Source organism: Ketobacter alkanivorans (genome assembly GCF_002863865.1).
In the GTDB taxonomy this organism is placed as follows: domain Bacteria; phylum Pseudomonadota; class Gammaproteobacteria; order Pseudomonadales; family Ketobacteraceae; genus Ketobacter; species Ketobacter alkanivorans.
On record NZ_CP022684.1, the window covers coordinates 97,884 to 113,825 of the forward strand.

General features: G+C 47.7%; 14 protein-coding genes. 1 reads left to right on the forward strand and 13 read right to left on the reverse strand.

Annotated features, from left to right (window positions below; all coding sequences use genetic code 11):
- Positions 1-2: 2 nt before the first annotated feature.
- The 9 genes from Kalk_RS21575 to Kalk_RS21580 all read right to left on the reverse strand — a co-directional run bounded on the left by Kalk_RS21575 (position 3) and on the right by Kalk_RS21580 (position 9,876).
- On the reverse strand, positions 3-1,028 hold the full coding sequence (locus Kalk_RS21575; protein WP_199767984.1) for a DUF3604 domain-containing protein: 1,026 nt from the start codon (positions 1,026-1,028) through the stop codon (positions 3-5).
- A gap of 60 nt (positions 1,029-1,088) precedes the next feature.
- Positions 1,089-2,090 (reverse strand): HupE/UreJ family protein, encoded by a 1,002-nt coding sequence (locus Kalk_RS00455; protein WP_101892349.1) that lies wholly within the window; start codon positions 2,088-2,090, stop codon positions 1,089-1,091.
- A gap of 2 nt (positions 2,091-2,092) precedes the next feature.
- Positions 2,093-2,935 (reverse strand): peptidyl-prolyl cis-trans isomerase, encoded by an 843-nt coding sequence (locus Kalk_RS00460; RefSeq protein ID WP_101892350.1) that lies wholly within the window; start codon positions 2,933-2,935, stop codon positions 2,093-2,095.
- 236 nt (positions 2,936-3,171) lie between these two features.
- Positions 3,172-4,026, reverse strand: a complete 855-nt coding sequence (locus Kalk_RS00465) for a delta-class carbonic anhydrase (RefSeq protein ID WP_101892351.1) — start codon at positions 4,024-4,026, stop codon at positions 3,172-3,174.
- A 217-nt stretch (positions 4,027-4,243) separates the two neighbouring features.
- A complete protein-coding gene (locus Kalk_RS00470) occupies positions 4,244-4,597 on the reverse strand; it encodes a hypothetical protein (RefSeq protein ID WP_101892352.1) in 354 nt (117 codons plus the stop codon).
- A gap of 72 nt (positions 4,598-4,669) precedes the next feature.
- Positions 4,670-5,581, reverse strand: coding sequence for a fatty acid desaturase family protein (locus tag Kalk_RS00475; protein ID WP_158643241.1), 912 nt, complete (start codon positions 5,579-5,581; stop codon positions 4,670-4,672).
- Between the two features lie 444 nt (positions 5,582-6,025).
- Positions 6,026-8,743 carry an AAA domain-containing protein gene (locus Kalk_RS00480; RefSeq protein ID WP_101892354.1) on the reverse strand — a complete coding sequence of 906 codons (2,718 nt, stop codon included), beginning with the start codon at positions 8,741-8,743 and terminating at the stop codon, positions 6,026-6,028.
- A 371-nt stretch (positions 8,744-9,114) separates the two neighbouring features.
- Positions 9,115-9,624 (reverse strand): site-specific integrase, encoded by a 510-nt coding sequence (locus tag Kalk_RS00485; RefSeq protein WP_199767985.1) that lies wholly within the window; start codon positions 9,622-9,624, stop codon positions 9,115-9,117.
- 120 nt (positions 9,625-9,744) lie between these two features.
- Entirely contained in the window at positions 9,745-9,876 is a 132-nt protein-coding gene (locus tag Kalk_RS21580) for a hypothetical protein (protein ID WP_267892412.1), read from the reverse strand.
- Between the two features lie 297 nt (positions 9,877-10,173).
- On the opposite strand from Kalk_RS21580, the gene Kalk_RS21725 reads away from it, so the two are divergent.
- Positions 10,174-10,467: an MbcA/ParS/Xre antitoxin family protein gene (locus Kalk_RS21725; protein ID WP_101892355.1), complete on the forward strand. Its 294-nt coding sequence runs from the start codon at positions 10,174-10,176 to the stop codon at positions 10,465-10,467.
- Between the two features lie 284 nt (positions 10,468-10,751).
- Here Kalk_RS21725 and Kalk_RS00495 read toward each other — a convergent pair whose 3' ends face one another.
- Genes Kalk_RS00495 through Kalk_RS00510 form a run of 4 tightly spaced genes read right to left on the reverse strand, consistent with a single transcriptional unit; the run spans position 10,752 to position 15,670 of the window.
- The gene (locus Kalk_RS00495) at positions 10,752-12,170 is read right to left on the reverse strand and encodes a hypothetical protein (protein ID WP_158643242.1); all 1,419 of its coding nucleotides are present in this window, start codon (positions 12,168-12,170) and stop codon (positions 10,752-10,754) included.
- Positions 12,170-13,126: an ATP-binding protein gene (locus Kalk_RS00500; RefSeq protein WP_101892357.1), complete on the reverse strand. Its 957-nt coding sequence runs from the start codon at positions 13,124-13,126 to the stop codon at positions 12,170-12,172. The genes Kalk_RS00495 and Kalk_RS00500 overlap by 1 nt, the downstream gene beginning before the upstream one ends.
- Complete coding sequence (locus Kalk_RS00505; RefSeq protein WP_101892358.1) at positions 13,107-15,020, reverse strand: hypothetical protein; 1,914 nt, start codon at positions 15,018-15,020, stop codon at positions 13,107-13,109. Before Kalk_RS00505 ends, Kalk_RS00500 begins: the two co-directional genes overlap by 20 nt.
- Positions 15,011-15,670: a hypothetical protein gene (locus tag Kalk_RS00510; RefSeq protein WP_101892359.1), complete on the reverse strand. Its 660-nt coding sequence runs from the start codon at positions 15,668-15,670 to the stop codon at positions 15,011-15,013. The genes Kalk_RS00505 and Kalk_RS00510 overlap by 10 nt, the downstream gene beginning before the upstream one ends.
- Positions 15,671-15,942 lie beyond the last annotated feature (272 nt).

A 15,942-nucleotide genomic window follows, 5' to 3' on the forward strand; every position in this document is an offset into this window, starting at 1 on the left:
CCTCATGTTTTAGCGACAGAGCCGTCCAAATTGCCCTTATCCCAGGTTTCAAAATCCGCAAATTCGTCATTGGGTGAGAGAATAGGGTGGGCCTCACCATCACCCTTCGTCTGCGTTGCTTCGTACAGACGCTCCCACTTTTCACGTTGCTGTACGTAGTCTTTGTCCAAGCGCTTACCGAAGCTTTTCTCAACCGGAAACATTGTGCCGTTACTCAGGTTTCCGTTATGTGCAATCGCCAGTACCTGCCCACCGGTTTTGTCTTCGTAGTTCTGCATCCATTTCCACAGATCCACCGGGTTTGCACTGCCTGCTGGAGGGTAAACGGTAAACGGTTCTACCTGACTGGCCTTGTCGCCGTTGTCGCGGAAGATGACGTTGCGGTGCAGGTTGTTGCCCTTAACCAGAGAGGTCCATTCAAAACCGATGAACGCGGTAAAGCGACCGGGGTCGTTGTATTCCTCAGCGGCATCGATGGTATCCTGCCAGGCATTCTTGTAAGCCGCTGTGCCAGGAGCGTACATGAGCGCTTTAGGAAAGGTGCCCTGGGAAAACTGGGTTATAAGATCCAGTGCAGCCTGGGCACCTTTGCCTTCCTGGATCATTTTGTACCATTTCCTACCGGTCGGATCAGCGAGAATGTTGGGTTTTCCGGCAAACAAATCCGGAAACATCCCCATATTGTCGGAGTGATCCGCCACCACCAAAAAATCCAAAGGACGCGCCAGTTTGGCAGGCTGCCCGGAGGAGGCCATGACCTGATCACCCCGAGCAAAGCGGTAGGCGTCGCGGGGTGTTAATTTGGCGCCGAATGCCCCTGCATCCATGGAAAACCCTGTATGTAAATGGGTATCACCGAACAAGGGGCGGGTAGGGAAGTTACGGTTTACATAAGGTGAGTAGGCTTTGCTCTTGTGAACCTTCTCTGCCGTTTTCGCATCGAGGCTTCCAGTATCGTGCGCGTGAGTGCCACCTGAAAACAATGCGGTAGCCCCCAGCAGCGCGACCAGATATCGGACTTTGATCATGTTGGAACTCCTTTTTAGAGGTTTGCTCTCTCGCTACAAAATATGGTCTTCGGGTCTATATTAATTCCAGAAAGCGACTGTGCGCTCTATGGTCCAGAACGCTGCAAGGGAGCCGGCTATGTATGCTGGCACACCACGCGTCATGATGGGCAAAATCCTGAAGTAGTTCTTCATCAATCTGCCCAACAGTAAAAGAATGGCAACAAACGCCAATTGACCTATCTCAACACCCACATTGAAAAACAGCAGAGCAGCGGGGATATCTGTCTGCGGTAAGCCAATTCGCTCCAAAGCTGCCGCAAAACCAAGGCCGTGTAGCAAACCGAAAGTAAACGCAACAAGCCAGGGGTGTTGTTCTGCGATGCCGGGGTTCCCCCGTTGTGATCGAATGATTTCAGTGGATACAAACACGATGCTGAGCGCGATACAGGCCTCTACCGGGGGGACTGGAACCCGTATTACGGATAATGCCGCAAGGCTTAATGTGATGCTATGGGCTATGGTAAAGGCGGTAATAGTTAAAACTAGTTTACGCAGGTTCGGCACCAGAATCATCAAGACCAGTACAAATAACAGATGATCGAAACCGATCAAAATATGCTCAACGCCAAGGGTGAAATAGGTTTTTATTGTTTCAATCATTCCAGGCGGTGCTGTCACCACATGTATTGGAGCATCCGGCGTTACGCGGTTAATTGAGGTCCTTCCATCCAGGTACTCGATTCGCAACAACACCTCAGTGGCTATTTTTTCCAATCCCTCTATGTGAATTGCCTGGCCTGTCAGCCCTCCGCTGCGCTCTATCGCCCAGCGCTGCAAATGAGCACTTCCAATGTAACCGTCCACCGGCTCGTTCAGTATCCGGGTTTGAGAATCAAATTTTACACCCAGTGCCAGGCGCTGAGCGTTACCTTTCGCAGGCACTTTCCACAACACCTGAAATCGATCAGGAGAAATTTCAGACAATTCAAGATAGGCGGGGCGGATATCGTCGGCCGAGGCGCTTTGAATAAACGTACCCAATAGAATTGCCACTACTATGACGAGTGCCTGACACTTCATCGTTAACTCCGTCCTTCCTGTGAAGATCGCCGTTCCGACTCGATCACTATGGTGTAATTGGTTCTAAGCTGTTCCAGCAGTTGGGCCTTCATCTGTTGATTTCTGGAGTTTCGCCACTCGCGCAGCACTTCTTTTTGTACTGCTGCCAGAGGGGGTAGAGTGGCGGGTTGATACGCGCTGATACGCACCAAGTGCACACCCAATCCTGACTGTAATGGTTCGCTCCACTGATTTAGGGGGACTTCTGCCAGGTGTTCTGCGAACCCGTTACCAAATATTCGGTTAATCTCAAAATCGGTTACTTGTTCAAACTGCACTGGTATCAGGCTGCGCGACCCTGCTACCTGCTCGCCTTTATGCAATTGCTCTTTAACAACATCAACCTGCGCCTTCCAGTTGTTTTCAGGCTGATCGGTGTTGATGTAGACCTGCTCAAAGCTGAATCGAGCCGCCGTCTGGAATAGCTCCGGTTTCTCTTCCAAGTAATGCTGTAAATCGGCTTCGGAGGGTTCTTCTAAACTGATTGCCTCCATGGTGAGAAACTCCAGTTTCTGGCGCAGTCTTCTCCGTATAACGCTGTCATTGCTGTCCAACCCCATTGCCAGAGCCTGTCGATAGAGAATTTCCTCGACAATAAAGTTATCGATTATCCCTTTCAGTTCTTCCTCAGAGGGCTTTCGATTCCAGGTTCGTTCAAAACGAGCGCTGAGTTGTTCAATACGACCAGCATCCACAACAATTTCGGCATCATCAGCCATACTGGCAGGATTAACCCATAGATATGTGACAAAAAGAAGCGCACCGATTACAACGAAATGAAAAAAAGGTTCTTTTAGTAGTTTCACAGCGATGTCCCACTGCTTGATGTAATTACAACCCAAATGACCAATGCGGCATCAGGGCATGACTGGGGCTTTCAGTCCCTCAAAAAAATTGACTGAATCTGTGGCGATTCATGCTACTCAAAAACTTTGTGGGTGAAAAGCAATCCGGAGGAGATGCTAGGACTAGGGAGTGATGACAGCCTAACCATCGCACGCCCTTTACGGTGCTTTACAATGGTTGACTGCCATCATGATGATTACTTAATTTCAGATAGGAGATCTGGATTCTCTACCAGATTGCGTACCCCGTGGGCGTGATCTTCATTGAAGACATTGCCCTTACACCAGTTTCCAAGGGTGTTGATATCCACTTTCGCCACCTTTGGCCGCACTCCCCAGGTTACCTGGTACGGTGAGCCGGTTTCGTTGTAACCGGGACCGGTGGTAGATCCTTCATATTGGGTTGGCGCACCTGTATTGTTTGGGATATTGAGCGCCTGAAATAACCCGTTTTTTCGCTCATGCTGGGTAAGTTTCATAAAGTCCAGCGCCTTTCTATCGTTCACCAATACAAAAACCTGCGATTCAACCCTAAGCTGCGGATTGATAATTGCTTCATTGAAGCAGGAGTTCAATGTGGGGCCAGGCTCTATATCTGCAGTGGAATACACATAGTGAACCTCAATGGTGTCTCCGGGATAAAGGCTTCCATGTTCACTGGGGCAGATTTTATTCTGTATCTCTTTTTTCTCATCCTTTGTCAAATTCCCCGTATATTGATAACCACTCAGGTAGCCTTCACCGTTGCCGTTGCCTGCATATAGGGTAAATTCGCCACCTTTATGTTCAGCATTCTTATGAAAGTGGATATTGCACAGATTCATGTCTTGATAGTCTGGAGCCGCTTCAAATATTATAGGGTTTTTACCGGTTAACGAATCAATATCCCTTGGCGACTGCGGACCAAAGCCTTTTGCTTCAGTGGCCGTTGCCAGTTTCTGACGTTGTTCAGCAATGACCTTGTCCGATACCGGGGCCGTATTCTCTTTAGCAATGGACGCTAATGGTAACGAAATTAAGCATGCAACGATGAAGAAATTGCTGGTTTTCACTGTTTATCTCCCTTTCTGTTCTTCCTAATGTAGACAAAACATATGCCTAATACAGCGCTAGTCGAAAAATCGGATCTATGAAATTGGCTGATAATTATTAGAATCAAACTATCGTAAGTGACCATGTTCGTCTGCAATCATATAGAGAGACAGTAAGGTTCAGCTCTGCGAAGCAGACTATGTATTTGTACGCCATTCTATCGCTATAAGTCCACAATTAGTTGTCTGAGAGTTCGTTCTCCCGACCAATAAAGTCGAATGAGGAGTTTTCCGGTTCAAAGTACTGCTGAAAGAATTTAGAGCGACTCCTGGCCAGCTCAGCATCTGTCACTCCAAACTGATCCACTGCAGCCTTTCGAAGCTTTTCGGTCAGCGATTCAAGAATAGCTGGTTGCTTAGCCCCCAATAAACCGGCGCGGGGAACTGTCCATTTCTCTGCCCAACTATAGGAACGCCCCCACGGCTCAATCATCGAACAGATCGCATCCTTAGAAAGTGCCGGTTCGCCATTTCGTAAAAAATCTACGATAAAATCCCACTCATCAGCAATGCTTGTTTCCTGACGTGACAACGTATTTCTCCTTTTGAAATAAAAAAAGCCCCTCCACAAATCATGTGGAAGGGCTTTAACTCAGTCAATGATTTATCTGGAAAAATTCCAGCGCTTCAAGAGTGATTTTTGGCCGACTACATAACCGTCACAATGTTCCAGGCAACGATAGGTTTTAGATTTGCGCAGTATCCGGTGGGCCTTCTCTGCGTTCCGGTTCGTTACCAGCGGCAGAAAATGATGCACCAGGTGCCAGTTATCGTTGTACGGGTGGAAAAGTGCATCCAGCAGCGCATTACCCTGAATGTTACGGGTAATGGTCAGCACCTCGTTACCGCTCAGATACTGGTGATCCATCAGTTCACGCAAGGTAAACACCGGATGATACGCCAGCAGCTTTGCCGCAAACCATACTGCCAGCACGTTCAACCCTGAGGGAATCAGTGCCAGCGCCACTCCCAGCACCAGCCAGTATTGAAGAATACCCGTTCCGGTATTTTTCCAACCTAGCTCACCAAACACGCTGCCAAGCATCCTTTTCGGGTCCAGCGTCAGGTTCCGCCAAAAAGTCAACCAGCCCTTATTCGCCTGGTAGCGCACCACATCAATATAATCCGGATCCCGGTGACGGTCACCGGTATACCGATGATGAACTGCGTGGATCTCCGAATAACCCTTCAGCGACTGGCACATGGGATAGGCAATAAACCAGTCCACTAGTAACTTCTGCCATGGCTTCAGGCGCCGTTGATGGTGGCTGGCCTCGTGGAGGATGTTATTCAGCGCCATCATATGGGCGGTTAATAACAAAGCCGTTACAGGCAGAAGCCACCAGGATAAGGCGACACTCAACGTGATTGCCACAGCTGCTACTAGCCAGCTCCCCAGGGTTGCCAAAGCAACATGACGCTTATCCAGGTTTCTCAGCAAACTGAGCTCTTTTAAATGTGTCGGCGACAGCTCCTTGCGAATCTGATTTGCCGACTGGTTCGTACTGTTTTTCATGAGAGTTCTCCGCATAACGGAGAACCTCGGGGCCCTTCGGTTCTCGACTGTTTAGGGCTAAGTCACACAGTGTCCGGATGTGTGCTCTAACCCTCCGATTTGTCAGTCTGGAATTCCAACTTGATGTTGGTGTTTTCCCTTCTGACAGGGCCTAATTTAAGGCTTTGGTGAGGGCTCATGAATGCAGCGTTATTGGTCGGAAATATTTCTTAAAAACATAGAGATAGGAAACTCATTGAAAAACAGAAAAGGCGGGAAGGAGGGTGTCACAGGATTATAGGATTATCCCAAGAGTCGATCATTTATTGTACAATAATAGACTCAAGTAAACCTGCGCTATTTTATCAATACGGTGTACGGGATGTCCGAAACTCAGGCTAGAACAAGTTCGAACGACTGCTTTTCGCCGTCGACGCCGGCCTGACCCGGGCGGACGCTCCCGCCTTATACGCCGGACATCGGGCTGGCCCACTGGGTGATGAAGTCGCCGATTCTTTCCGCGATGCGGCTCTCGATCGTGCGCAAGCGCAGGATGGGAATGCCGCTTTTCTCCAGGATGCCATTCTTTAACGCGTCCCGCGCCGCTTGTTCGGGCCGGTCGTGAGAGCCACCATCGACTTCGATCACCCCCAGAGGGGTCTTGCCCACCTTGAAATAGATCACGAAATCGCAACTGGCACGCGCCATGAAGGCCCGCTCACGTTCCGTCAAATCCGGGTTGCTCGGTGATACGACCTGATCCAGCTTGACCTGGTCGTGACACCTCAACGCTTGGCACGACGGATCGGACAGCGCCTCACGCAGCAGTTGCGCCGCGATCTGTTCGGATCTGTAGCGTGAATCCTCAGACCGCAAGCGGGCGTTCAAGCGCGCCAGGGACTGGTCATATTCGCGGTACAGCAAGTCGAAGGCCGACACCACGGGCGCACGCACTATCTGCTCGTCCTGCGCGTAATACGCGACATAGCGTATCAAGGCTGCGATGTGACCGTTGTTGCTGGTGAACACTTCGTCGCCCGTCACCAGGGTGAAGCGGTGCTTGGCCCGCGACACCGCTACGTTGATCATGCGCGGGTCATCGACGAAATCCAGGCGTTTGCGCTGCTGGTTGTAGCGTTTCTTGTCCAGCACGGTGGAGAACACGATCTCGTCGCACTCCCGGCCTTGGAACTTGTGCACGGTGTCCTTGACGAAATCCGCTGGCAGTTGCGTGCCGGAGAGGTTGACCTGTGCCCGGTACGGCGCGATGAAACCGCGCCCGTCGCCGTCCAGCCCGAGCGGCTCGCCCTCGTCGTCGAGCAGCTTGAGTAGGGAGTCAAGCTCCCGTAAGTTGGTGTTCTGGCGGGTATGGTTGCCCTTGGCGGTCACCACCAGGCGCAGTGGCGCTTCGCCCTTATCCTCGGTCATGGGCACCAGCGCGTTATCGTAGAACTGCTGATTGCAGAACTGGATGATCCTGGGGTGGCAGCGATAATGCTCTTTCAGCAGGGTTCTAGGCAACGCCTCCTTGAATACGCCGATACACGAGTCGAGCAGGCTGTAGCGCTCGCAATCGTAGACATCGGCGGGCGGCTGCAGGCCCAGCGCCAGGGGAATGTGTGCCAACTGGCGGCTGTCACCAACGACGATCAGGTTCTTCGCGCAGCCCAGCGCCAAAATACCCGGCACGATATCCTGCAATGAGGCCTCATCGATGATCACGTAGTCGAGGATCGCCCCCGGCGCGATCGAATTAACGATGGAATGCGTGCCGCTGCCCAAGATTGGGAAACGCCGAACAAAAGCATCGAACTGTTGCGGATGCCGATACGTCTTGGCATTGAAGTTGTCCGACGGCCGCGCCTGACGTTGCAGATGCTGCTTCAGGTGGCGCATCGACGCCGCCTTCAATGCCTCCATTGAGGCCTCGAAATCTCCACGTGCCAGCGATTCGCGGCACAATTGCAGCTGCGCGTTCTTTTCTCGCAGCGCCTTGTCGTAATAGTGCATCTGTAAGGCATGGAAAACGGTCAGGCGCGCATCGGCCTGGGCGAACGGCTTGGCGCGGAAAATCCTGAAGTTGAACAGCAGCTCGATACGATCCTTGAGGCGGATGTGCTTCTCACCGAGATGGGCCAGGTAGGCCATCAGGTCTGCGGTCTTGCGCGGCGACAGTCCGTACCTGTCCAGCGAGGCGGCAGCCTGCACACCACTTTCTGCCTGCCATTGCTGCAGGTGGCGCCGCTCAGTGGTCAGCTCATCGAGCTCGACCTGCAGTTGCGCCGCCCTATTGTGATCGTGCAAGTGCTGCTTCAAACGAGCCAGCAGGGCCTGAATCTCGTCCAGAGTCGGTGCGGGCTCAGGCTCGCTCGATGGCCAGGGCGGCAGGTCGGCGAAGAAGTCCTTGCGGTTGCCCTGGTTGCCGAGTTTGGCGATCAGGTGGCCCAGGCCGCATTTCTCCAGCTTCTCGTAGATGTTTTCCACCGCCGCATTGTTGTTGGATAGCACCGCCACGGTCTGTCCACGAAGTAGGATATTGGCGAGGATGTTGAGGATGGTCTGGGTCTTGCCGGTCCCCGGTGGGCCTTCGATCACGCTGACCTGCGCGTGGAAGGCTTGCTCGACCGCCGCAAGCTGGCTCTCGTTCAGTCCGAACGGATAGATCAGCTCCTGGCCCTGTGCCAGCACGCCGTTGCGCCTCGTGCAGTAGGCCTGCAAGGCGGTGTCGGCACTGGCAGGCAGTTTTTTCAGTTGGCGCACAACATTGGCAGCGATTTCACGGTCACTCTTCGACTCAGCGCGATCCTGCCGAGTATTCGCCACAGCTGAGAAGTAGTGGAACACCGGCGCGTCTTTCATCGCCGTCGGCGTGGTAAAGCCGATACTGTCCATCTTGTAGACGTAGGGCTTGTCGGCGTCCGGATAGTGCACGACGGCATACCGCTCGCCGTAGATCGTCGCCTTGGCGATGGGCGTGACGATCGTGCTGCCGGGCTTGGTAAGCAACATCTCACCCAGCTCGCGGGAGGGAGAAACACGGCAGTCGCTGAGCGGGCGAGTGTAAGTTTTCTTGGACGGGTAATAACAGGTCAGTTGCAGGGCTTCGTACTTGTCGCTCCAGTAAATTGCCCAGTCGCTGATCTTCGCGATCTTGTCCTCACCATCAACCTGAATCGAAACCATACATCCCTTATCCATATGCGTACGGCATCCGGCTGCGCCTCACGCCGAACATCGAATGCCGTTTCCAATAAAGATCATCTTGCCATCATTGTGTGTAGCTCCGATAGCCGGCTTATGCATTTGCCCATCTGCCGGTTCTTCAGCTATTACCTGAAGACGGGATACTGTTCGACTTTGGCACGTGGGTGATTCAGATAGATGAATGCCTACGACCTCTGAGCCCAGCGCTGTAGGCCTGGAAGAGAAAATCGCCAAGATCAAAACTCAAATGAAAGAACTTCAGGTGATCGAGGCTCAGCTCAAAAAAAATTGACTGATTTACTTTCCTTACTATATACGTCCGCTTATGGCCGTTTCTGACTATTCGAGATTTACCAATGCCTCCTCAAGAACGTCTTCGGAGGCTCTTCATAAATTATTGTTGTTGAAGGATTAACATGACCAGCGATTTTCTGAGCTATCTTCACAGATTTTCTTTGCTTATGGATTACATTAGTAATAAGAGATCTACGACCACTGTGTGAGCTAGCCTTTTCAATTCCTGCCCAGTTTCTAAGCATCAATGCCATATGCTCCTGGAGCGTGTTGGGAGAGTAGGGGCCGCCTTTCTGGGTAATAAAAAGAGGGGAGGAGGGCTTTGGTTTCTCACCTTTACTCAGCCGACATCTCAGGTATTCATCAAGCGATGCTCTTAAAGCCAAGTCAACCATCGGCAAATCGCGGGATTTTCCTCGATGCTTTTTGACTGGTGGGTAAAATGTCTCCGGATCTATCTCCACTCCTGATTTGGCACGCTGTTCAATTTGCCTGACTACTTTATTGAAGCTCTCGAGATCAAAGCTAATCGTTCTGCGCTGGTAGTGACTTTTGGATCGAGCCATGGCATCAGCCCCTTATGTATAAGATGCTGGCAGGCTCATGATTTCTAAGAGCTGAAAATCAGTTCCAGCTTTGGTGAGCTTCGCGACTTCATTTATTTGCAACAGTGAGATCTCCTGGGCTCAGAGCCCCAGTTTAAAACTGATTCGCATGATGGCAGTATTCTTTTCTGGGTGACGGTGCTCTTGAATCACCTCGAATAGTTGGCGCTGTTGCTCAGCTGTTGGAACCCGTGCCTGACCAGATTTAGCCATAAGTAAGTCTCGAAGTGGGGCGCACACATAATCCGTAATAATCATATTTTAACGGATTATCGCGATTTAGATAGTGAGGTTTGACGTAGATTTGCATTTTCCCGTAATAAATCCAATATCACGATTTGTCAGGAACATACCCGAGGATTGAATATGAAAACTGGGATCGATATCGAAGTCGCTAAGAAACTTTTCCATAAGATCGCCAAAGAATGAAGTCTTACACCTGCAGAAATAAACGCTTTACTCGGTGGCGCTGGAGACATTGATGATCTCCAATTAACCGAAGAACATATAATGAGAATTTCCGCCATAACTGGAATCTACGGAGCACTACAGACCTTGTTTGTTGACGAGAGCCAATGGCGTGGTTGGATTAGAAAGCCAAACAGTGATTGGAATGGGCTATCCGCTATGGATGTGATGATCTCTGGAAAACTCGAAGACATTCAGAAAGTCCGAAATTACCTCTCTGCCTGGACCGGGCAACACAACCTTTATTGGAAATTCACCATTTGTTCTGGAAATCTTCACTGTTTTACTTGGTCATCCATTTGGTGGATAACCAAGAAAAATAGTAAAGATGTCTGAGTTATAAAGCCAATAAAAACATGCGGTTATGTGTTCTTTATCCAAGACATTTAGTAACTTTTTTCTATCATCCCATTAATGTACGCAGAGCTTCAAGATTCCAAAACATAAAGTAAAGTTAATGTCCGCTAACTCTGTCCGAGCCGTAGCCAGGAGGTTTGAAGAAACCGACGGAGGCCTCTCAAACAGTGATTGATCTTGTGGTTTGGTTGCATATTGATCAATTATGCGGAGTGCGCATAATTATGCATAAAATTGTTTGAAATAAAGACAGGAACCAATGATCACTGCATCAAAGGTGAACGTCTTTCAAGAAAGTAGCGTTCATTGAACTTGTTAATGAAATAGTCAACGCCCCGTTGTTCGTAACAGCTATACATTGGATCAATCGGCTCACAAAGGGTGTTGTCGCCAATGACTAGCAACTCCGTGATGTCTGGCTCTTTATACACGAGACACCCATCATTGCGTCCGGTCCTGAATATCAGATAGTCTGAATATTTTTCTATTGATCTAAACGGAAATGCAGAATAACTCCAGCGAAGAAAGCCATCCTTTCTTTTTTGTGCGTTAAAGGCTAGTAGACCCTTAACTTGACGCATGATTTCAATAAAACTATGTAGGAGATCATTTCTAAACAACGTATTTATGATGATTTGGGGAAGCTCTACGATTTCGCCATCAGTTGTCTGAATGGCTTTGGCATGGTTTGGTGCGTCAGCTAATTGAATATCGCCAATCTTCACTGGCATAGCGTAATGCCAATGGTGGTACCACACTCCAAAAGCAGTACAGTATGGACATTCCCCTAAATACATGCTGTTAGAATCATCTTTCAATGTATGTCCCGCTGGAGCCCGAATTTTGATTTCGTATGCAATTAGATCTGTAATTTCTCGTAGGGTTTGACGGAGAGTAGTACAAGCTTCTCTCAAAAACCCTCTTTCGTTGTATTGCCAAGATTGAGACATATTTTCTTGATCGATTTCGTTAAACGTAAAATCTACCCGAGAAATTCCTGTGTGGTAGATCAAATGATCAAAAGAATCCAGGCCTGGGAATGTTTTCGCCAATAGTGAAGGTAAATACTTTGAGTTTAAACCCGACATTGAGCGGTCTACATCAAAAATGCCCGATGTCATCTTTCCAAACCCGTTAGAAAGATATAAATCTACTAAAGAAAATGTCGGGCTCAAATATTCACTTAACTTCGCTTTAAAATTCATGTCTGGAAGGCTACGCATGACTGGGGAGAGAATGCCGCAGGTCATGCACCTGTTTTCCAAATCACCACCTATCTGGTATGGGCCAAACATAGACCATTCGCGACCACAATCAGGGCATTGATTGCAGAGTTCAACATCGTGAACGGGGCAAGATTGTAGCCAATCTAAATTATATACATCACAATGAAACAATAGTTTTTCGCATTCAGGACAGCTCTTCCTCTTTTTAGCGTGGATATCAAAGCGGCGCGGCACCATATAAGAAGGTACCTTGTTTTTTTCAACTGGCAGATAAATATATTCACATCGGCAATCATGTCTCATCACAGGAATCGAATGATTGAAGATATGACGGTTAACAGTCTGCCTTATCGTAGTTTTATTTCGACGACAAAAAATAGGATTCGAACGAAACAACCGTCTTTGGATATTTTGAAGGCTTTCGAACTCGTGCGCATATAACCAGCCTTCGTTCATTACTTAACCCTGTTGATTTCGTTGGTAATTAAACCAGAAGCCTGTATAGCACGGTATACCATAGCTTCGTTTACTCTATTAACGCCTTCTCTTTTTAGATAGCCGCTTAGTAAAGGAGCTATTGTCCCTGTGAAATACTTCATACCCCAACTCGTCCGACGTTCCGGCTTTTTTACGCGTAGGTATGTTTTCCAAATGAGATCAGTCAAGTTTTCCAGACGCCAGCCGTTTTTAAACGCTTCTGGCAAGAAGTGCTCAGTGTAAGTTGGACCATCGATTTCTGGAAAACGTAAGGTATCGTACTGTCTCAAACATTTTGACAATTCATCTTTGTTCGTTATGCCCCTGAAGACATACTTTTGTATAAAAAACCGTCCATGCAAAAAATTATACTGTGAAGTCTTTACCTGGTTTAGAAGGTGATCGCTTTCATCTATATTCCCAAATAAGAAGACATTAAGAAGAGCTTTATAGTCTTCGAGAAGTTCATCTTGTAACTCAGCAAATACTATAAGTTGATCGAGTGTCATACGCTGAAACTCATCTACAAATAACAATACCTGTCTATTCGAGTGCAGCGCTGCAAGATCAAGAATATAACAGACTATCTGATCCATCATGTCCTCAGGAGAGTATCCTTTTTTATCCTTTTCCCCAGTTATTCTGTATAAGTTACGATAGCATTGCGCTATCGTGCGTTTGTCTCTTTTCTTCGCTCTGTATGTGATACTAGGTAGAGTTTGGTTTGTGGTCTTTAATTTAATTGCTTCTTTTATCATCCCTATGGATATAGATTTTCCAGTCCTGCCGTCTCCTAATACTACGCCACCGGTGATGCCACTATTTGCCCATAAACATATTTCACTTTTCAATTTGCTGATAGCGGGCGTTTCAAATGGAAATCGCATGGTATCCCATATTGGGTGAATGTTTGTGTTAAATGCTTGCATCTTCATCATCTTCTCCAAAGTATTCTGATGACCATTCTGGAAATTCAGAATCATCGAGCCAATCATCGTCTGTTGATATATATGTGTCCTGGTGATAAGAGGAAAGAGTTGGTGTGAATTGGTAAGATTGGTTAGTAAACTCGCGATAAACTCTTACTATTTCTCTTGCTCTTCCTGGAAGCTCTTTGTGCTCAAGCAGGTAATTGAAATACCAAGTAAGATTGTTCTTGATATCTGCCTTTAATTTCTTGCGCAAATCATGGATAAATTTCCTCGTGCGAGTTGAGTGTGGGTGGCTCTGCCAGCTTTTTGGCGCGTATGCCTTGCCAACGCTACTGTAGTTACTGTCAAGCACCGTTACCCAACGAATATCATTTTCATCAAATTCGAAGTCTGCATATTTTTGATTCAGGCATATTTTATAAAGTGATTTACCTCGGTATTTTCGATAACAAAAATTGATGTATGGTTGACCGTTTTCGTTAAAATGTATGCGTGCTCTCGCTCGCCTGGTAGAAGATACCAATGCCTGTGCGTTGTTAATCGGGAGCCTTGGAATATAGGCGCTTGATAGTAAATACTCCAAATCCGTCAATGGTGTTAGATGCTTTAAGGTGGCTCTTGGTTTTGCATTTTCATTCGCTAACGACATTTCAATGAATTCTTCTAATGCTGTTAAGCTGATTATTGGAGGTTTTTTTGAATTTTTTACGCTTTCACGAGTTGGGTCTGCTGGACCTGTTCCTGAAGTAGATTTGAACATGTGGCTGCCTTCGCAGAGGATTTTGAAGGCAAACTCGATCCAGTTTCTGTCTTTTGGCAGTTTCGGTATTCCAGCAGAAAACGTTGCGCCGAGATAGTCTGCTGAGGTGATATGGCTTCTAACCGAGTTCGCGGTGTTTTCTAAAGCGTTGTCTAGTAAAACTCGTCCAATAGCTGGCGCACTCTCCAAGCAAAAAAGATTTTCAGAAGGATATCCAGCTCCCGGTATATATTTGAATCCCGGTGTGCGGAATTCAATACGTTTCCAAGGTTGATAGATCCGGTCAATGCATATCAGAATTTCATATTGATTTGGCTTGCTGTTTAAGATGAATACGTATGATAGGTTTACAGTAGTGGCAACGTCTCGAGCTACGAGAAGGGAGATACGATCCACTCTTTGAGCCTGTATTCTTCCTTCAAATTCCAGCAGTACAGAAGACGGGGTGTCAACGCAATGGTGGTCTATCTGTATCTCGGAATAGGCTGTGGGATCAGACTTCACTCGATCTAGTACGCGGATTTCTCTGTCGTGTTTTGAAATTATATCTAGCTCAAGCTCATGCCTTCTTTTATTTAAGTACAACCTGCAACTTTCATATCCACGTAAAACTTCCGTGTAGGGGTAACAATCATGCGGCCAATCATTTTGTTCCAGGAAAGCTAATAACGTAGAGTGAAAGACGTTAGCCTTGATATTTTGGCCCCAGGCTTGGTCTGTTACATCTGCAAGTATGTGCTCATCTAGATGTCTTCTCAGGCCGGGTACCCTGTCAAGTAAAGCTGAAAACGCACCCTGAGCCCCTATAGAATTTGTTAAACTCGGTAATGGAGATTTACGGTTGTAATTACTTCTGCGAAAGTGTGGTATTAATGCTTTCGATAGCGGTGGATCGTCGGTGTCATCACCTGCAAGACAGCGAGACATGATTTTATGGATGGAGCCTTCAGAAAGGTTATACTCTGTTGCGATAGCGCTGAATGTCTTCCCTGACAGAACATGAGAAACTATTGTTTGATTTCTTAAATATCCACGCCGTTTTTTGGCAGGAATTTCATTGAATGGTATCAAAGGCCAATTGCTGAGCTGCCATAGATAGGGGTGTTGGTTGAGGCGTTCGCGCCAATTTATATACATGGCGTCACCCAACTATCAAAGTTCAGATTACGTTCGCTTAGATTGCAACACAGGCAACCTTTGTGTAGCAGCCGAAATATAGAAAGTTCGCGAAGATGTCGATTGGCTGGAATATTGCGATCTAAAAGTTCCCCAAAATATGCGCCTTCTACAGGAATTATTTCTTCTATGAGTCGGCGTTCGGTAGGTTCGGTATCGTAGTGCTGCCCCCTTACCAGAACTCTGATTATCGTTAGCCAATTTTCAGCCAAGATTTCTTGTTCGTATAATTCTTCGTTTGAAATAACCTGGAAGTGAAAGCCATTGAGCCTAAGGTATTCTTCAAAATCATCTCGCCAGGGTTTATCAAATCGGCCACCGCGTTTAATCTCGATGATAGTTTTCTTGGTGCCTTCCTGGACAAAACAGTCTGGCGTATAAAGGGTTCGACCAATCTGAAATCGAAATGGTTGAGGCACAAACCAAGGTACACGATCTTTAGACTCGTTAATTGCCGCGTGATATAGCTCAGCACGGGAGTGGAAGCAGGCCACATGCGGAAACTTCACGAAATGCTGTTCGTGATAATCTGCCGACATGCGTAACGACTTCGGGGTTGGGATCTGGGTAGGTACCCAATCGTTTACCTTGATCTTTGTATTCGCATTCATATATTCACCTATATAAGCAAACCACTCTTTAACGTCAGATCTGAGCGAATTTTGGCGATAGCAAATCACCAATACCCGCAATACAGATACAGCCGGTGTTTTTCTCTGGGCGAAAAAGATCTGTACCAAAAACAGTAAAGTTTTTGGCGCAACAGGAATCTGTAACAAGGGGAGGGTTGACGATTCGCTTCTTGGTAGGCGATACTGACACTGTCACATGCGGTATCACACATACCGAGAAGCGGAATCAGCCCCTTGGCTTATTCCGCTTT